This is a genomic window from Amorphoplanes digitatis, from assembly GCF_014205335.1.
In the GTDB taxonomy this organism is placed as follows: Bacteria; Actinomycetota; Actinomycetes; order Mycobacteriales; family Micromonosporaceae; genus Actinoplanes; species Actinoplanes digitatus.
On the sequence record NZ_JACHNH010000001.1, the window covers coordinates 4,018,075 to 4,036,636 of the forward strand.

15 protein-coding genes and 1 pseudogene are annotated in these 18,562 nt (G+C 72.2%); 10 read left to right on the forward strand and 6 right to left on the reverse strand.

Features of this window, described 5'->3' with window-relative positions; all coding sequences use genetic code 11:
* The first annotated feature begins 69 nt into the window (after positions 1 to 69).
* Positions 70 to 396 (forward strand): CBS domain-containing protein, encoded by a 327-nt coding sequence (locus BJ971_RS17450; protein ID WP_239087185.1) that lies wholly within the window; start codon positions 70 to 72, stop codon positions 394 to 396.
* Positions 397 to 472: 76 nt separating this feature from the next.
* Here BJ971_RS17450 and BJ971_RS17455 read toward each other — a convergent pair whose 3' ends face one another.
* The 5 genes from BJ971_RS17455 to BJ971_RS17475 all read right to left on the reverse strand — a co-directional run bounded on the left by BJ971_RS17455 (position 473) and on the right by BJ971_RS17475 (position 4,640).
* Positions 473 to 1,375 carry a universal stress protein gene (locus BJ971_RS17455; protein ID WP_184994323.1) on the reverse strand — a complete coding sequence of 301 codons (903 nt, stop codon included), beginning with the start codon at positions 1,373 to 1,375 and terminating at the stop codon, positions 473 to 475.
* A 136-nt stretch (positions 1,376 to 1,511) separates the two neighbouring features.
* Positions 1,512 to 2,024, reverse strand: coding sequence for a flavodoxin family protein (locus BJ971_RS17460; protein ID WP_184994324.1), 513 nt, complete (start codon positions 2,022 to 2,024; stop codon positions 1,512 to 1,514).
* Positions 2,025 to 2,068: 44 nt separating this feature from the next.
* Complete coding sequence (locus BJ971_RS17465; RefSeq protein WP_184994325.1) at positions 2,069 to 3,037, reverse strand: Acg family FMN-binding oxidoreductase; 969 nt, start codon at positions 3,035 to 3,037, stop codon at positions 2,069 to 2,071.
* On the reverse strand, positions 3,034 to 3,510 hold the full coding sequence (locus tag BJ971_RS17470) for a Crp/Fnr family transcriptional regulator (RefSeq protein ID WP_184994326.1): 477 nt from the start codon (positions 3,508 to 3,510) through the stop codon (positions 3,034 to 3,036). Before BJ971_RS17470 ends, BJ971_RS17465 begins: the two co-directional genes overlap by 4 nt.
* An 89-nt stretch (positions 3,511 to 3,599) precedes the next feature.
* The gene (locus tag BJ971_RS17475) at positions 3,600 to 4,640 is read right to left on the reverse strand and encodes a zinc-dependent alcohol dehydrogenase family protein (RefSeq protein ID WP_184994327.1); all 1,041 of its coding nucleotides are present in this window, start codon (positions 4,638 to 4,640) and stop codon (positions 3,600 to 3,602) included.
* 146 nt (positions 4,641 to 4,786) lie between these two features.
* Here BJ971_RS17475 and ppdK point away from each other — a divergent pair, with 146 nt between their 5' ends.
* From ppdK to BJ971_RS17515, 9 genes and pseudogenes are all read left to right on the forward strand, one after another.
* Complete coding sequence (gene ppdK, locus BJ971_RS17480; RefSeq protein WP_184994328.1) at positions 4,787 to 7,432, forward strand: pyruvate, phosphate dikinase; 2,646 nt, start codon at positions 4,787 to 4,789, stop codon at positions 7,430 to 7,432.
* A 10-nt stretch (positions 7,433 to 7,442) separates the two neighbouring features.
* On the forward strand, positions 7,443 to 7,784 hold the full coding sequence (locus tag BJ971_RS17485) for a hypothetical protein (RefSeq protein WP_184994329.1): 342 nt from the start codon (positions 7,443 to 7,445) through the stop codon (positions 7,782 to 7,784).
* 184 nt (positions 7,785 to 7,968) lie between these two features.
* A complete protein-coding gene (pflB, locus tag BJ971_RS17490) occupies positions 7,969 to 10,203 on the forward strand; it encodes a formate C-acetyltransferase (RefSeq protein WP_184994330.1) in 2,235 nt (744 codons plus the stop codon).
* Positions 10,200 to 10,955: a pyruvate formate-lyase-activating protein gene (pflA, locus tag BJ971_RS17495; RefSeq protein ID WP_184994331.1), complete on the forward strand. Its 756-nt coding sequence runs from the start codon at positions 10,200 to 10,202 to the stop codon at positions 10,953 to 10,955. The genes pflB and pflA overlap by 4 nt, the downstream gene beginning before the upstream one ends.
* A 115-nt stretch (positions 10,956 to 11,070) precedes the next feature.
* Positions 11,071 to 11,316 (forward strand): SHOCT domain-containing protein, encoded by a 246-nt coding sequence (locus BJ971_RS41345; RefSeq protein ID WP_239087184.1) that lies wholly within the window; start codon positions 11,071 to 11,073, stop codon positions 11,314 to 11,316.
* Positions 11,317 to 11,386: 70 nt separating this feature from the next.
* The gene (locus BJ971_RS17500; RefSeq protein ID WP_239087183.1) at positions 11,387 to 13,921 is read left to right on the forward strand and encodes a cation-translocating P-type ATPase; all 2,535 of its coding nucleotides are present in this window, start codon (positions 11,387 to 11,389) and stop codon (positions 13,919 to 13,921) included.
* A gap of 65 nt (positions 13,922 to 13,986) precedes the next feature.
* Positions 13,987 to 14,847 carry a universal stress protein gene (locus BJ971_RS17505; RefSeq protein WP_184994333.1) on the forward strand — a complete coding sequence of 287 codons (861 nt, stop codon included), beginning with the start codon at positions 13,987 to 13,989 and terminating at the stop codon, positions 14,845 to 14,847.
* Positions 14,844 to 17,543 carry a GNAT family N-acetyltransferase gene (locus BJ971_RS17510; protein ID WP_311772765.1) on the forward strand — a complete coding sequence of 900 codons (2,700 nt, stop codon included), beginning with the start codon at positions 14,844 to 14,846 and terminating at the stop codon, positions 17,541 to 17,543. The genes BJ971_RS17505 and BJ971_RS17510 overlap by 4 nt, the downstream gene beginning before the upstream one ends.
* Positions 17,521 to 17,673 (forward strand): annotated as a pseudogene (locus tag BJ971_RS17515) (universal stress protein); the annotation flags it as partial. The gene BJ971_RS17510 and the pseudogene BJ971_RS17515, both read left to right, overlap by 23 nt.
* A gap of 444 nt (positions 17,674 to 18,117) precedes the next feature.
* On the opposite strand, the gene BJ971_RS17520 reads toward BJ971_RS17515, so the two are convergent.
* On the reverse strand, positions 18,118 to 18,474 hold the full coding sequence (locus BJ971_RS17520) for a hypothetical protein (protein WP_184994334.1): 357 nt from the start codon (positions 18,472 to 18,474) through the stop codon (positions 18,118 to 18,120).
* Positions 18,475 to 18,562 lie beyond the last annotated feature (88 nt).

Below are 18,562 nucleotides of genomic sequence, written 5' to 3' on the forward strand. Positions count from 1 at the left end.
GCGGCGAAAGGCTGAAGGCATAGGCAGCGCCGACCCAGCAGACGACTGGTCACCCGGCCGGGGGCCGATGTGGCCGAGGTCGCCGACCAGATGCTGCGGAACGACGTGCGCAGCATGCCCGTCGTGGACGACGACGAACGGCTGGTCGGGATCATCAGCCGCCGGGACATCCTGCGCGCGATGGTGCGCGGCGACGACGTTCTGGCCGCGGAGGTGCAGCACCGACTCGACGAGTACGCCGACGGGCGGTCCCGCTGGACGGCCACCGTCGAGGACGGCGTCGCCACGGTGACCGGGGAGTTCGACGACGAGACCGAGCGCACGGTCGTCACGGTGATGGCACGGACCGTGCCGGGAATCGCCGCAGCCCGCATCGGCGAGATGACATCGTCCTGACGGACGCAACGACATTGCCCGGCAGCGGCGGTACCGCCGAATCGCGGACCGCCGCTGCCGGGCAAATGATGCTCGCCTACACCCGGGGCCGCGGGGTTCCGCCGATCCTGCGGCTACCGTGCCGGACGACGTAGACGGGGCAACTCGCGTGGTGCAGCAGTTGCAGGCCGGCCGAGCCGAGGAGTGCTCCGGCGAGCACACCGTGACCGTGGCTGCCGACGATGACCAGGCACGCACGCGAGGAGAGGCCGACCAGCGCGGAGGCCGCGCTGTCGTGGGTCAGCACGATCTCGACCGGCACATCCGGGAACTTGTCGCGCCACGGCGCCACTTCCTCCTCCAACCGCGCTCGCTCGGCGGCGTCCTGTTCCGGCGTCTCGACCTCGGTGGCGCGGACCCTGGCCAGCCAGGACGGGACCGCCGGCAGGTACGCCCGGACGACGGTCAGGACACAGTCGCGGCCGGCCGCCACCTCGAAGGCGGTCTCCAGGACGTGGTCGGCCGCAGGGGAGTCGTCGACGCCGACCACCACGGGCCCTTCGACGAAGTCACCGTCGCCGCGCACGACGACCACCGGACACTTGGCGTGGGTCGCCACCCGCTGACTCACCGAGCCGAGCCCCAGCCCGGCGAAGCCGCCGCGGCCCCGATGGCCCAGCACCATGAGCTCCGCGCCCTGCGACGCGGCGATCAGCTCGGGGGTCGCGTGGCCGACGACCGTGTCACGGGTGCACTCGATCTCCGGCGCGACGGCCCGCGCCCGGTCGAGGGCGGCGGCCGAGACGGCTTCGGCGAAACCGCGGGCGAAGTCGAGCGACTCACCGCCGATGTCGTAGTGTGCGTCGACCCAGACCCACTCGAAGACGTGCATGATGCGCAGTGGCAGGTGCCGAAGCCGGGCCTCGCGGGCCGCCCAGTCCACGGCTGCCTTGCTCGACTCGGTGCCGTCGGTGCCGACGATGATGGCTCGGGTGCTCATGACCGCTCCCCTCAGGGTTCCTTCCTCAAGTGTCAGGACGGTCGATGTCTTCGGACAGTGCGCCTGGTCCCGTCCGAGCGGGGCCGGAAGTCCCGGGAAGCGGTGGTGGTCAGCGGTGCCGGATGCGCGATCCGGTTCAGACCCCGTGTCGCTCCGCGACGGCGGAAGCCAGAGAGCCGGCCCAGCGCCGGGCTCGTTCCAGCTCGCCGGCGGCGAGCGGGCCGGGGGTGCCGCTGACCCGGAAGCTCTCCGGGGCCAGCATCATCCGGCAGCCGAGCCGGCGCATCCGGCGGTGCGCCCGGCGGGCCGCGGAGCCGGGTAGGAACGGCTTGTCGATCTTCGTGTCGAAGGCCGCCGCGGCGATCCCCGGGAGCATCGGCGCGTCGTCCAGATACTCCCTGAGGCCGACGGCGGCGGCCCCGGGCCGCGCACCGTCCTGGCGGGCGGCGTCCGCGCGGGTACCGGGCCGGCTCATTCCGAATGCGTGTGTCGGCGCGCCGGCAACGAGGAGGTCCACGTCCGCCAGGGCCGGCCTGCCGCCCACGTCCGCGACAACGACGTCGAACGCGTCGCCGAGCCCGTCGGCGACGGCACGCGCGATCTTCTCGGTGTTGCCGAACATGGATTCGTAGACGATCAAAGCCTTCATGGCGGTCTCCTTTCCCAGCCACCTGCGCCATGAGAGCGGAACGATCATCGACTCTCGTCCCGCAGGGTTTCGGTGAGCGGCCTGCGTGGTGTCGTCGCGGCGGGTGGACCGTAGCCGATCCGTATGATCATCTGTGCCCATCGGCCGGTGGCCGTCTTCGTCAGGAGTTCCCGGATCTCGGGGATCTCCACGGGCTGGCTGATGGGTGTGGTGGCCAGACCCAGGCGGGTGGCGACGAGAAGGACGTGTTGCAGTGCCTGGCCGGCGAGGACCCATTGCGGCGGGCCGTCGCCGTGGGTCGCGAGGACGGCGATGGTCGGGTGTGCCTCGAACCGTTCGCTCGTGCGCCAGGGTTGGGCGTGCATCAGCCCGAAGTCGCGCAGCGGTAGCCGTTCCAGCGCGTCCCAGGGTCCGACCGCGGTCGGTGGCACGCCGTCGTGCCGGCCGCGCGCCGGCCGGGTCCACCGGCCCAGTTCGGCGCGGTAGCCGCCGTCTGCGCGGAGCCGTCGTTCGGCCGCCTGTCCGAGCCCGAGGATCGCGTCGCGGCTGACCGCGCCGGCGATGGTGAGTGTCGCGCCCTCGTCGCCGGCGGCCCGGGTCAGTTCCTCGATGGCATCGGCGGGGACCACGGCGGCGGCGAACGGCCACCGGTTGGTGTGTCGTCGCGGGATCGCGGCGGCCAGCGCCGTCACGGTCTCGGACGGTGTGGCCTCCCGCGCCGGCTCCACCCGGGCCACCAGGTTAGGCGTACCCGGCTCCGGGAAGAGGACGTGCTCCGGCGTCCAGCCCTGCGCGCGTAGTGCCAGCCGCAGCGTGAACAGGGCCGCACCGACGCTGAGCAGGAGTTCGCGGCCGGAGGCGTCGAGCGCGTCGAGACGGCGGCTGGGGTCGGCGTACACCTCGACCGCCCGGCCGGTGATCCGGAAGCGCCACGGCTGGCTGTTGTGCAGCGAGGGTGCCAGCGTCGCCGCCTCGACGCATCGGGTGAGAACGCCGCTGTCGACGGTGGTCATGGCGTGGCGCCCGGGTAGGCGTACAGCTCGACGAGGCGGTGCCGGGCGGCCTGTAGCCGGTCGGACACCGTGTCGAGGAGCCGGGCGGTGAGCTCCCGGCCCAGCTCGGCGTCTTCGGCGATCATCGCCCGGACCCGGACGGCGTCCATCTCGACCGCGCGGACGTCTTCGGCGACGACGGCGCCGAATCGCCAACGGTACGGTGGCCGCGCCCAGGACCAGCCGACGACCGTGCCGGCGCCGGCGGGTTCGACGACGATGTGTCCTCGTCCGGGGACGTGGAAGTCGACGGCGACAGTCCCGGATTGCACCAGCCAGAACCGGTCCGCCGGGGCGTCCTGGTGGAACAGCCGGTGGCCGGTGCCGCGGAAGACCGGCCGGCCGGCCGCCGCCAGCCGTTGCACCCGGTCGGCGGGCAGGCCGGCGACGAAGTCGTGCAGGGTGAGCAGATCGAACACGCTCAACGACGGCATGGCGTCGCTCCTCGCGGTAGGTGTTGCGTGGTGACCAGGAGGCCGGCCGCCCGTCGGCGCCGTCCTGGCGCCGACGGGCAGCGGGAACGTCATCGCGAGAGCACGACCTTCAGCGCGCCGGTGCGCGCCGGGTCGGCGAAGACGTCGTACGCCTCGGCGAACTCGTCGAGGGCGAACCGGTGGGTGACCATGTTGCCGAGGTCGAGCTGTCCGGCGACGAGCATGTCGAGCAGCTTCGGCGTGGAGTACGTGTCCACCAGGCCGGTGGTGATGGTGACGTCGCGGATCCAGAGGTCTTCCAGGTGCAGGACGGCCGGTTTGCCGTGCACGCCGATGTTGGCGACGCGTCCGCCGGGCCGGACCAGGGTGGTGCACAGCTCGAAGGTCTGCGGGGTGCCGACCGCCTCCATCACCACGTCGGCGCCGAGGCCGCCGGTCAGGGCCTGCACCGCGGCGAGCGGGTCGTCGGTGCCGGCCAGGACGGTGGTGTCCGCGCCGAACATCTTGGCCGCCTGCAGGCGGCTCTCGGCCTTGTCGATCACGACGATGTGTGCGGGGGAGAAGAGGCGCGCGGTGACCACGGCGGCGAGCCCGATCGGGCCGGCCCCGACGATCACGACGGTGTCGCCGGGACGCACCCGGCCGTTGAGCACACCGACCTCGTAGGAGGTCGGCAGGATGTCGGCGAGCAGCACGGCCGACTCGTCGCCGACCTGCTCCGGCAGCTTGTACGTGGACAGGTCGGCGAACGGTATCCGGGCGTACTCGGACTGCACCCCGTCGACGAGGTGGCCGAGGATCCAGCCGCCTCCGCCGCGGCACTGGCCGTAGACGCCCTCGCGGCAGTACCGGCAGATCCCGCACGCGGAGATGCACGAGGCGAGCACCCGGTCGCCCTTGACCAGCCCGGCGACGCCGTCGCCGGTCTCGACGACCGTGCCGACGGCCTCGTGGCCGAGCACACGGCCGGCGGCGACCTCGGGCACGTCGCCGCCGAGGATGTGCAGGTCGGTGCCGCAGATGGTGACGGCGTCCACCCGGATGATCGCGTCCCTGGGGTCCTGGATCCCCGGGTCCGCAATCTCCGTCCACGAACGCGATCCGGGCCCGCCGTACACGAGTGCCTTCATGGCAGCTCTCCTCTCGATTGCCTTCACCTCCACGCTGGCCCTGCCGAGGCCCGTTCAGTAAGGGACCTCCGGCCCTACTAGGCGGGACCGGCGCGGGGCTACCAACGAGGTGAGACCTATCGGCGAGCGAGTGAGGCGAGGGACTGATGTCCAGATACGTGTACGACTTCGTCGAGGGCGACAAGGACCTCAAGGACCTGCTCGGCGGCAAGGGCGCGAACCTGGCGGAGATGACCCGGATGGGCCTGCCGGTACCGCCCGGATTCACCATCACCACCGAGGCGTGCCGCGAGTACCTGCGCACCGGATCGACCCCGGCCGGTCTGTTCGCCGAGGTCGAACTCCACCTGCGGGCGGTACAGACGCGGACCGGCAAGTCGCTCGGAGACCCGGACGATCCGTTGCTGCTGTCGGTGCGTTCCGGTGGCAGGTTCTCCATGCCCGGCATGATGGAGACGATCCTCGACATCGGCCTCAACGACGCCAGCGTGGCCGGGCTCGCCCGGCAGAGCGCCGACGAGCGGTTCGCCTGGGACTCCTACCGGCGGCTGATCCAGATGTTCGGAAAGACGGCGTTCGACATTCCGGGCGAGGACTTCGAGACCGAGTTGGCGAATGCCCGCGACGCGGCCGGCGCCGCAACCGACGCGGACCTCACCGCCGCGCAGTTGCGGGACCTGGTGCACGCGTACAAGAAGGTCTTCCAGGCGCACACCGGCCGCGACTTCCCGCAGGCACCGCACGAGCAGTTGTTCCTCGCCGTCACGGCGGTGTTCAAGTCGTGGAACGCCGAGCGGGCCGTGCTCTACCGGCGGCAGGAACGCATCCCCCAGGACCTTGGCACCGCGGTCAACGTGATGGCGATGGTCTTCGGCAACCGCGGCACCGACTCCGGCACCGGGGTGGCGTTCACCCGCGATCCGGCGACCGGCCGGCGCGGCGTCTACGGCGACTACCTGTCCAACGCTCAGGGCGAGGACGTGGTGGCCGGCATCCGCAACACGGTCGGCCTGGGCGAGCTGGCCACGATCGACCCGGCGAGCTACCGGCGGCTGCTGTCGATCATGGAACGGCTGGAGGGGCGCTACCGGGACCTGTGCGACATCGAGTTCACCATCGAGAACGGCAAGCTGTGGATGCTGCAGACCCGGGTCGGCAAGCGCACCCCGGCCGCCGCGTTCGTGATCGCCGCCCAGCTCGTCGACGAAGGCACCATCACCCTCGACGAGGCGTTGCGGCGGGTCACCGGCGAGCAGCTCGCCCAGCTGATGTTCCCCAGCTTCGACCAGGCCGCGGCGCCCGAGCCGCTCACCACCGGCGTGGCGGCGTCACCGGGCGCGGCGGTCGGCGCGGTCGTGTTCGACTCCGCGGCGGCCGTCGCGGCGACCGGGCCGGTCATCCTGGTCCGCCGGGAGACCAACCCGGACGATCTGCCCGGCATGATCGCCGCCCAGGGCATCCTGACCAGCCGGGGCGGCAAGACCTCACACGCCGCCGTCGTGGCCCGGGGGATGGGCAAGACCTGCGTCTGCGGCGCGGAACAGCTCGAGATCGCCGCGGACTCGGTGACCGTGAACGGCCGTGTCCTGCGGGCCGGCGACGTCATCTCGGTCGACGGCACCACCGGCCGGGTCTACGCCGGAGCCGTCCCGGTCCACCCGTCCGCGGTCGTGCGGTACTTCGAGGGCGAGCTGACCGCGCACGGCGACCCGCTGCTCGCCGCCGTCGAACGACTCATGATCCACGCCGGGCACGTCGCCCGGCTCGGCGTGCACGCCAACGCCGACACCGCCGCCGACGCGGCCCGGGCCCGGCGCTTCGGTGCCACCGGAGTCGGCCTGTGCCGCACCGAGCACATGTTCCTCGGCGAGCGCCGCGTGCTGATCGAGCGGCTGATCCTCGGCGACCAGGACGCACTTAGCGACCTGCTGCCGTTGCAGCGCGCCGACTTCGAGCGGCTGTTCGCCGCGATGGACGGCCTGCCGGTGACGGTGCGGCTGATCGACCCGCCGCTGCACGAGTTCCTTCCGCCGCTGGAGGAGCTGACCGCCCGGGTCGCCCGCGCCGAGGCGCTCGGCGAGGACCCGGGCCACGAGGGAACGCTGCTGACCGCGGTGCGCCGGATGCACGAGCAGAACCCGATGCTGGGCCTGCGCGGCGTACGCCTCGGGCTTGTGATCCCCGGCCTGTTCGCCATGCAGGTCCGGGCCATCGCGCAGGCCGCGGCCGCCCGGGTCGCCGCAGGCGGCGACCCGCGCCCGGAGATCATGGTCCCGCTGGTCGGCGCGGTCCAGGAGCTCGATACGGTACGGACGGAAGCCGAGTCCGTGCTGGCCGGCGTCGCCGGGGCGCCCCCGATCCGGATCGGCACGATGATCGAGGTGCCCAGGGCCGCGCTCACCGCCGGGCAGATCGCCGGGTCGGCCGAGTTCTTCTCCTTCGGCACCAACGACCTGACCCAGATGACCTGGGGCTTCTCCCGCGACGACGTGGAGGGCGCGTTCTTCGGCCGCTACCTGAGCCTCGGCATCTTCGCGGCGTCTCCGTTCGAAACCATCGACATCGACGGGGTCGGCGAACTGGTCCGCATCGCCGTCGAACGCGGCCGCGCCACCCGCCCGAACCTGACCGTCGGCGTCTGCGGCGAACACGGCGGCGACCCCGCCTCGGTGCGGTTCTTCCACACCGCCGGCCTGGACTACGTGTCCTGCTCGCCGTTCCGCGTCCCGATCGCCCGCCTCGAAGCCGGCCGCGCCTCCGTCGCGGGCACCGCCGCCTCGGACAGCCGATAGGAGCAAGACCATGACCACCGCCCTCGACCACCGGCCCGATCTGATTTCGGTACGCCGCGGCGAGCGTGAGATCGGCGTGTTCGCCGTAGGTTCGGACCGGACCACCTTCGTCCCCGCGGTAGACGTGACCGCCCTCGCGCTCGGCTCGATGGCCGTCGCGGCGGTGACCGCCGTGACGCTCGCGATCGGCATCGCCCGACGTAGGCCACCTGCCATCGGCACCGTGACGATGGGCCCCGGAGGCTGGCTCAGCCTCAAACGGGCAGCCGTCCCACCGCTGCGTCCCACCGCCGAGCCGCGGCCCTGGTGGGCACGCGTAATACACGCCCACCGGCTGGTCGTGCGGCGCTGACTTTCCTGCGGGGACACGATGTCGCCGCCGGTCTTCCGGACCGTGCTCGAGGGCATCCGGGTGATCGGTTCGATCGTCGGCACCCGCGCTGCTGCCCTGACCCTCGGCCCGGGCGGGCGTGACCTTCGGCCCTGACCGCCCGGGCTGTCCTTCGCCAGGCTGAGAGTGAACCCGAGGAGATTTCATGGAACACAGGACGGCGTGGCGCGGATTCACCGGCAGCGGGTGGCGCGAGACGATCGACGTCGGCGCGTTCATCCACGACAACATCGAGCCGTACACCGGCGGGCAGGAGTTCCTGACCGGGCCGACTCCGCGCACCGAGCGAATCTGGCAGCAACTGACCCGGATGTTCCCCGAGGAGCGGCGGCGCGGGATCTACGACGTCGACACGCACACCCCGTCGACCATCACCTCGCACGCGCCCGGCTACATCGACCGCGACCACGAGCTGATCGTCGGGCTGCAGACAAGCGCGCCGCTGCGCCGCGCCATCATGCCCGCCGGCGGCCTGCGGATGGTCGAGGCGGGGCTCAAGGCCTACGGGTACGCGCTGGACCCGGCGGTGCGCGCCATCTTCTCCCGGTACCGCAAGACGCACAACGACGGCGTGTTCGACGCGTACCCCGCGGACGTGAAGGCGGCACGGCGCTCGCACATCATCACCGGGTTGCCCGACGCGTACGGCCGCGGCCGGATCATCGGCGACTACCGGCGGGTCGCGCTCTACGGGGTGGACCGGCTGATCGAGGAGCGACGAGAGTGCAAGTCCGCGCTCGACGCCCGGCTCTCCGCCGAGGACGTCATCCGCGACCGCGAGGAACTGGCCGAGCAGATCCGTGCGCTGGAGGACCTGCGCCGCATGGCGGAGCGGTACGGCTACGACATCTCCGGCCCGGCGACCACCGGTCGCGAGGCGATCCAGTGGCTGTACTTCGCCTACCTGGCCGCGACCAAGGAGCAGAACGGTGCCGCCATGTCGCTCGGCCGCACGTCATCCTTTGTGGACATCTATCTGCGGCGGGACATGGCCGAGGGCACGCTGACCGAGCAGGGCGCCCAGGAGCTGATCGACGACTTCGTGATCAAGCTGCGGATCATCCGGTTCCTGCGCACCCCGGACTACGACCAACTGTTCTCCGGCGACCCGACCTGGGTGACCGAGGCGATCGGCGGGATCGCCACGGACGGGCGCCCGCTGGTCACCCGCAGCAGCTTCCGCTACCTGCAGACCCTGTACAACCTCGGACCCGCGCCCGAGCCCAACCTGACGGTGCTGTGGTCGCCGCGGCTGCCCGAGGGCTTCAAACGGTTCTGCGCCCAGGTGTCGCTCGACACCAGCGCGATCCAGTACGAGAACGACGACCTGATCCGCTCGGCCTACAGCGACGACACCGCCATCGCCTGCTGCGTCTCGGCCATGCGCGTCGGCAAGGACATGCAGTTCTTCGGCGCCCGCGCCAACCTGGCCAAGGCCCTGCTGTACGCGATCAACGGCGGCCGTGACGAGCTGACCGGCGAGCAGATGGCGCCCGCCTGCGCGCCGCTCGCCGAGGACGTGCTCGACTACGACGAGGTCCTCGCCGCCTTCGACCGCACCCTGGACTGGCTCGCCGAGACGTATGTGGACGCGCTGAACGTCATCCACTACATGCACGACAAGTACGCCTACGAACGCCTGGAGATGGCCCTGCACGACTATCCCGTGCACCGCTTCCTCGCTACCGGCATCGCCGGTCTCTCGGTCGCCGCCGACAGCCTCAGCGCGATCCGGTACGCCCAGGTGAAGGCGCTGCGCGACGAGACCGGGCTGGTCGTCGACTACGCGGTCGACGGGGACTTTCCCGCATACGGCAACAATGACGACCGGGCGGACGCGATCGCGGTCGACCTGGTCGAGCGGTTCATTGACAAGATCCGGCGGCAGCCCGCGTACCGCGGCGCCGAGCCGAGCCTGTCGGTGCTGACGATCACCTCGAACGTGGTCTACGGCAAGAACACCGGCAACACCCCCGATGGCCGGCGCTCGGGCGAGCCGTTCGCGCCCGGCGCCAACCCGATGAACGGCCGGGACCGGCACGGGCTGGTCGCGGCGGCGCTGTCGGTGGCGAAGTTGCCGTACCGGTGCGCCCGCGACGGGATCTCGCTGACCGCCACGGTCACCCCGGACGGCCTGGGCCACACCCGCGAAGAACGGATCGGCAACCTGGCCGGCGTGCTCGACGGCTACACCGACGCGGGCGGCTTCCACCTCAACGTCAACGTGCTGGACCGCGCGACGCTCGAGGACGCGATGGCCCACCCGGAGAACTACCCGCAGCTCACCATCCGGGTCTCCGGATACGCGGTGAACTTCGTCAAGCTCACCACCGAACAGCAGCGCGACGTCATCTCCCGCACCTTCCACGGCTCGCTATGACCGCTCCGACCGCGACCCGGGCGCTGACCGGCTCCGTACACTCCTTCGACATCTCGACAGGGGTGGACGGGCCCGGCACCAGGTTCGTCGCCTTCCTGGCCGGCTGCCCGCTGCGCTGCCAGTATTGCCACAGCCCCGACACCTGGTACCGGCGCAGCGGAATGCCGACGACCGTCGACGAGCTGGTCACCGAGATCCGCCGCTACGAACGCTTCCTGAAGGTCGCCGGCGGCGGCGTCACGATCAGCGGCGGAGAGCCCCTGCAACAGCCTGCCTTCACCCGCGAGGTGCTGCGCCGCTGCCAGGAGATGCGGCTGCACACCGCCCTGGACACCAGCGGCTACCTCGGCGACCGCGCCGACGACGCCCTGCTCGACGCCGTCGACCTGGCGCTGCTCGACATCAAGTCCGGCGACCCCGGCACGTACCGGAAGGTGACCCGGACCGGGCGCCTGGCACCCACCGTGAGATTCGCGCACCGCCTGGGCGACCGCGGCATACCGATCTGGGTCCGCTTCGTGCTGGTGCCCGGCCTCACCGACGACCCCACCAACGTCGAGGAGGTCGCCGCGATCGCCGCCGCGGTGCCGACCGTCGAGCGCGTCGAGGTCCTGCCGTTCCACCGGCTCGGCGCCGCCAAGTACGCCGCGCTCGGCCTGCCCTTCCCGCTGGCCGGCACCGCGCCGCCCGGGGAACTCCTGCTCGATCGCGTGCGAGGCCAATTCCGCGAGCACGGCCTCACCGTGTGCTGACCCGGCAGGCCGGGTCGGTGGGGTGTCCGGGTCCCGGCATGACGGGTCGTTTGACCCGTGTCTGAGCGCACGGAAGGCCGGACGATGGAGGTGTCACCCGGAAGGGAGCTCGATCATGATGTACCACGGATACGGCATGGGAATGGGCTGGGCTCTGATCGTCTTCGCCGTCGTCGTACCGACCCTACTGGCCGCTCTGTGGCTGTTCATCACGCAGCTCCAGCGCAGTCCCGATGTGCCCGCCGCGTCCGATCCGCTGCCGGGCGCGGAGCGGATCCTGGCGGACCGCCTTGCGCACGGTGAGATCGACGCCGACGAGTACGCCCAGCGTCTACGAGCACTGCGCGCGGAACGCCGCTGATCGCATTCATCGGCCCTGCCCGGAGGACCCGGCGGCGGAATCTGAGGGCAGAACCGACGAGAGGACGCCCGTGCACACCACCGCTCCCGCCCCGGCGCGCGGTCTCACCACCGTGGAGGCTGGTGCTCGGCTCACCGCGGACGGCCCGAACCTCGTAGCCGCACCGGCGCCTCGACACCTCCTCGGCCGGATCGGCCGGCAACTGGCGGACCCGCTCGTCGCCCTCCTGATCGCCGCCGCCGTGGTGACCACCCTCCTCGGTGATCTGCCGGACACGGCGGTCATCGTCCTGGTGGTCACCATCAACACGCTCATCGGCGTCGTGCAGGAGACCCGCGCCGACGCGGCCATCGCCGCCCTCGACCAGCTCGCCGCACCCACCGCGCGCGTCGTCCGCGACGGCCACGACCAGATCCTGGCGGCCGCCGACCTGGTCCGCGGCGATCTGGTTCGCCTCGAGGCCGGCGACATCGTCCCGGCCGACCTGCGGCTCGCCGAGGCGATGCGCGCGACCTTCGACGAGTCGTCGCTGACCGGAGAATCGGTGCCGGTCCACCACGACCCCGGCGCCGAGGCGGCCGCCGGTACCGTCCTGACCACCGGGCGCGCGGCGGGAGTCGTCGTGCGCACCGGCGCGGCCAGCTCGCTCGGAGCGATCACCGAGCTTGTCGCGCACACCAAGCCGGGACCGACACCGTTGCAGCGCCGCATCTCCGGCCTCGGCCGGGCGCTCGGCGTCACCGCCGTCGCCGTCTCCGGAGTCGTCTTCGCGCTCGGCGTGCTCGCCGGCCAGCCGATCGCGCGGATGGCCGTCGCGGCGGTCAGCCTCGTCGTCGCCGCCGTCCCGGAGAGCCTGCCGGCCGTCGTCACGCTCACCCTCGCCCTCGGGGCACGCCGGATGGCACAGACCCAGGCCATCCCACGCAGGCTGCACGCCGTCGAGACACTCGGCTCGGTCACCGTCATCGCCTCGGACAAGACCGGCACACTCACCGAGAACCGGATGAGCGTGCAGCAGGCCGTCACCGCCGACGGCCTCGACTACACCGTCACCGGCACCGGATACCGCCCGGCCGGTGAGATCCGGCAGCACGGCCAGATCACGCCGATACCCGGCGAGCTACGCAGTCTCGCCCGGGCCGGCCTGTTGTGCAACGACGCCGAGCTGATGGCGCCGGAACCCGGCCGAACCGAGTGGGCGGCAGCGGGTGATCCCATGGAAGCCGCGCTGGTGGCCTTCGCCGCGCGCTGCGGTCTGGACACCGCCGCCGAACGAGCCGCCGCGCCGCGCGTCGGCGAGCAACCCTTCGACCAGGCCACGCGGTCCATGACGACGGTGCACCGCCAGGAGACCGGCGGCTATCTGGTGGTGCGCAAGGGCGCTCCGGAGTCGCTGCTTGCCCCCCGAGCCGACGCCGCACTTCTCGACGCGGCGGCCGAACTCGCCACCGGCGGGTTGCGGGTGCTGGCCGTGGCGACCGCGGTCACCACCGCCAGGCCGGATCCGGCCGATCCGCCGCCGTTGCGCACCGCAGGGCTGCTGGGCATCGGCGACCCGCTGCGGGCCACAGCCCGGGACACCGCCGCGGCGTTCGCGCGCTCCGGCGTACGCCTGGTGCTGATCACCGGCGACCACCCCGCGACCGCCGCGGCGATCGGCACCGACCTCGGCCTGATGGGGCCGGACGACACCGTCGTCCGCGGCGACGAGGGCTCGCTCGGCGCCGACGACCTCGATCACGCCAGGGTCTACGCCCGCACCCAGCCCGAGCAGAAGCTGGACATCATCGCGGGGCTGCGGCAGCGCGGCGAGGTGGTGGCGATGACCGGCGACGGGGTGAACGACGCGCCCGCGCTGCGCCGCGCCGACATCGGCGTGGCCATGGGCGGCGGCACCGAGGTCGCCCGGCAGGCCGCCGAACTGGTCCTGGTCGACGACAACCTGGCGACCGTGGCCGACGCCATCGGCGAGGGGCGCCGGATCTACGACAACATCCGCCGCTTCCTGCGCTACGCGCTCTCCGGTGGCATCGCCGAACTGCTCGTCATGCTGGGCGGCCCGCTGCTCGGCATGCCGCTGGCGTTGCTGCCCGGCCAGCTGCTCTGGATCAACCTGCTCACCCACGGCGTGCCCGGTGTCGCCCTCGGCGCCGAGCCGGCCGAGGCCGACGTGCTGGACCGCCGGCCGCGGTCGCCGCAGGAGTCCGTCCTCGGCGACGGCCTGCTCCGCAGCGTCCTCGCCGGCGGCCTGTGCCTGGCCACCGTGGTGCTGGCGGCCGGCGTCACCGCACACCGGCTCGACCGGCCGTGGCAGTCCGTCATGTTCATGGTCCTCGGACTCGCCCAGCTCGGTGTCGCCCTCGCCGTACGGGCCAGGGGCGTGCCCGGCGCCGGACGCAACTGGTCGCTGCTCGCCGCGGTGGCGATCTCCGCGGTACTACAGGTCGCCGGCGTGCTGCTGGCTCCCTTGCGGGCGCTGCTGGGAACCGAGGCGCTGACCGCCCCGGAGCTCCTGGCGTGTGCGGTCGTCGCCGTGCTCCCGGGGCTTGCGCTGCGCCTCGTCCACCGGCGTGCACAGCGGGACCTTCGGCCCGTTCGCGGGTGACCTGACGCACTGCCGCGAAGGGCCGTCCCGGGCTGACGATGGAATCGAGCACTCGAGGGGGAGCCATGAGGACCACCGCCATCGTCGTCGGCACCGACGGCACCGCGAGCAAGGCGGCCGTGCAGTGGGCGGTGCGTGAGGCACAGCGACGGCATCTGCCCCTGCAGATCGTGCACGCCTATGACTGGATCCGACAGGAATCCCGCGTCGACATCTGCAGCGAAGACATCGACGTTGCGCGCGAACTCGCTCGAGCGGTCACGTCCGAGGCCCGCGGGCAGGCCCTGGAGACAGCTCCGGACGTCGACGTCCGGACGGACATCGTCATCGGGCCCGCCACCGAACGGCTGCTGGAGATCGCGGAGCGGGCAGACCTGCTGGTGCTGGGCAGCCGCGGTCGTGGCGGGCTCGCCGGCCTGCTGCTGGGCTCCGTCAGCCGGCGGGTGGCCACGCACGCCCCGTGCTCCGTGGTTATCGTCCGTGACGGCGACGCCAGGCCCGACGGCCCGGTGGTTGCCGGCGTGGACGACTCACCGGCCGCCGACGACGTCCTCAAGACGGCCTTCGAGGCGGCGGCCGACCGCGGCGTCGGCCTGATCGTCGTCCGGTCGCACCTGCCGGTGATCCCGCTCTGGCCGTCCACCATCATGGCGGACGTCGACACCCGCGGCCCGGACGTCGCCGAACAGGCTCGGCTCGACGAACGGGTTGAGCCGTGGCGAGTCAAATACCCCGACGTACCGGTCGGGACCGTGCTGACCCGCGACGGCGCCGCCGACGCGCTGGTCGCTGCCTCCCGTACCGCGCAACTGGTCGTCGTGGGCAGCCGCCGGTGCGGCGTCGTCGCCGGTGCCCTGCGCGGCTCCGTCGGCCTGCACCTGCTGCACCACGCGTCCTGCCCCGTCTACCTGGCCCGGCAGCCGTGACCGCCATCGTCGAGACGGACGGCCACGGCGTGGACGCGCTCACCGCCGACGGCGGGATCGTCACCCTCCGGCCCGTCCGCCCCACCGACCGCAGCGCACTCGCCACGCTGTACGACACGGCCTCGCCGGACGACCTACGCCTGCGGTTCTTCGCCCAGCCCGGGTCCACTGCCCTGGCCGCCGAGGTGGACCGGTTGTGCCTACCGGAAACCGACAAGCACCTCGCGGTCCTCGCATTCGAGGGCGACGACCTCGTCGGCGTCGCCTCCTGCGAGCGAACCGGCCGCCGCGCCGAGTTCGCACTCTTCGTCGCCGAGCCACAACGGGACCGCGGCATCGGCACCCTCCTGCTGGAACACCTGGCCTATCGGGCCCACCGGTGCGGCATCAAAGAACTGGTCGGCGAAGTACTGCCGGGCAATACCCGGATGCTGCGCGTCGCCCGAGGCCTGACCTCCCACGCCTGGTCCCGGTTCGACTACGGCGTCGTCGACGTCGGATTCGACATCGACATCGACGACGCGACACAGCTCACCATCGACAGCCGGGACCGCACCGCAGAACGCGCCTCGCTGCGCGCCCTGCTCTCGCCCGCCTCGGTCGCGGTGGTCGGCGCCGGCCACCGCCCAGGCGGCGTCGGCCGGGAGACCCTGCTCGCACTGCGCGACTACCACTTCGCCGGCAACCTGTACGCCGTCAACCGCACCGGTTCCGACGTGGACGATGTCGCCGGCTACCGCTCGGTCAAGGAGCTGCCCGGGCCGGTCGACCTGCTGGTCATCGCGGTGCCCGCTGACGAGGTGCCGGGCGTCCTCGCCGACGCGGGCGCCGTCGGCGTCCGGGGCGCCGTCATTCTTAGCTCCGGGCTCGGTGAAGCCGGACCGGACGGCGTTCGCCGCCAGCAGGAGGTGCTCCGGCTGGCTCGCGCCCACGGCATCCGCTTGGTCGGACCCAACTGCCTCGGCGTGATCAACACCGATCCGGGCGTGCGGCTCGACGCCAGCTTCGCCCCCGCGCCTCCACCGCCGGGCGGGCTCGCGGTCGCGTCGCAGTCCGGCGCTGTCGGCATTGCCCTGCTGGAGAACGCCATCCGCACCGGGCCGGGTATCTCCACCTTCGTCTCGCTGGGCAACAAGGCCGACGTCAGCGGCAACGACCTCATCGCCTACTGGTACGACGACCCCGCCACCACGGCCGTCGCGCTCTACCTCGAGTCATTCGGCAACCCCCGCAAGTTCGCCCGTACCGTCCGGGCCCTCGCCCGCCGCAAGCCGGTCCTGGCGATCAAGAGCGGACGCTCCGACGCGGGACAGCGGGCCGGCGCCTCGCACACCGCGGCCGCGGCCGCGCCGGCCGCGACCGTCGACGCGCTGTTCGCCCAGGCCGGTGTCGTCCGCCCGGCGAACCTCGGCGACCTGATGGACGCGGCGCGGATCCTCACCGATCAGCCCTTGCCCACCGGACGGCGCCTTGCCGTCATCGGCAACGCGGGCGGCCTCAACGTGCTCGCCGCCGACGCCGCGGAGACCGCCGGGCTCACCGTGCCCGCGCTGAGCCCCGCGACCCGCCTGCTCCTCGACCAGGCCGCACCGGGTGCCGCGAGCCTCGACAATCCGATCGACCTCGGCGCCGGCGCGTCACCGGCAGCGTTCGCTGCGGTGACCGCCACCGTCGCGGACAGCGGCGAGGCCGACGCGGTGCTCCTGGTCATCATCGGAACACGGGCCAACCGACCCGACGAGATCCTGTCCGCGCTCGCACCCGTCGTGGACGCGCATCCCGACCTGACCGTCGCGGTGACCCTCGCCGGCTGCGCGGAAACCCCGGCCAGGTTCGGCGTACGCGGAGCTCCGGTCTACGACGTCCCGGAACGGGCGGTGCGGGCGCTCGGCCACGCCGCGACGTACGCGCACTGGCGCCGCCAACCGCTCGGCCGCCGCCCGGACCTCGCCGGCATCGACGCCGCGTCAGCGCGTACCGAGGTCGACCAGGCCCTGCAGGAAGGCGCCGGATGGCTGCCCTACAGCCGGACAGCGCGGATCCTCACGGCCTACGGAATCCCCATCCTGCCCGCAGTGACCGTCGCGAACGCCGACGCCGCGGTCGACGCCGCGGATCAGGCCGGCTACCCCGTGGTGCTCAAATCCGCGGACCCCGACCTCGTCCACAAGACCGACACCGGCGGCGTGCGAACCGGGCTGACCGACCCGGCCGCGGTGCGGGCCGCGTTCCCGGCCGTCGCCGCCGCCGGCCGGCCCGGCGCCGGCATCCTGGTGCAGAAACAGATCGACGAGCCCCTCGAGCTGTACACCGGCGTCGTCCACGACCCGCTGTTCGGCTCCGTGATCGTGCTCGGCCTCGGCGGCGTCCGCACCGACCTGCTCAGTGACCGCAGCCTGCGGCTGGTCCCGCTCACCGACCTCGACGCCGGGCGAATGTGGCGTGACCTGCGCTCGGCGCCCCTGCTCACCGGCTTCCGCGGCGCCCCGCCGGTGGACACGGCAGCACTCGAGGACCTGCTGCTACGGCTCGGCCGCCTCGCCGAAGACCTGCCCGAGATCGCCGAGCTGGACCTCAACCCGGTACTCGCCGGCCCTGGAGGTGTCATCGCGGTGGACGCCAAACTGCGGCTCGCGCCGGTCGGCACCGAGCCGGACCCGACGCTGCGCCGGCTCCGCGCCGCGGACAGCTCCTGACCAGCTCCTCGTCGTCGGCACCCGCGGCCGTGGTGCCCTGAGAGGGATGCTGCTCGGCTCGGTGAGCCAGCACGTCCTACGCCAGTCCGCCTGCACCGTTGCGGTCGTCCACGAGAGCGTCGGGGCATGACCTGGCGCGCTGTCACCGTGCCCGCCCACCGGTGCCTCACGGGGCACGGTCAGGCGAGCACCGTGGCTACCGCACGCTCTGTGTCATGTCCGAACTCGCCGGTCACGGTGGCGCCAACTCCTCGACCAGCCGGAACCGGCAACGGCCGCGGGCCACATCGCGAGGGCGACCTCGACCGGACGGTCGCCGACCGACAGCTCCTGCAAAGCGAACGAAGGCGAGCCCGCGAGAATGCCCGGCCGCGACAGCGTTGCCCGAAAGGGCGATCCGCTCCGCAGACGCCTCAGGGCTCTCCTCCACGGGATCGACTAGAGGCCTCCTTCAGCGGCAAGGGCCGTCCGCCACGCCCTTGCCGCTGCCGACCCGGAAGTGGCCGGCAACCTCATCCCCGCGACGGACGTGGGCTGTCTCGCGAACACGATCACGCACGCCCCCGAGGGGCTCTCACCCAGCGCTCGCCACTGCCCGGCAGATCGTGACCGGCGGGGCAGCCGGGCCCTGACGCGGGCGACGGCGCAAGCGATGCAGACGCGTACGAAGCCGTTCCTGCATCACGTCGGTTGCCTCCTGCATTGTCGAACCGATGCCGTGAACGTGAACGCCGGCCCCGTTGATGTCCACGTGGGCGTCCACGCGATCGCCGGGAGCCGCCGCGTCGAGATTCAACGACGCCCGAAGCACCGGGCCAGGGGCGTGGTGCAACGCGGCTACGAACTTCTCGACCGCGTACTCAGCGGCCTCCGGCACCACTTCGCCGTGGATGTGCACCTGCGGGCTGATGAGTTGATCGATGCGCGTCATGACGCCTCCTTGCAGCCACACCCGGCCCGTTCGTTCCGGGCACACATATATGATCAACCCTGCGGGTTGCTGCCCAGTAGGGTCATTC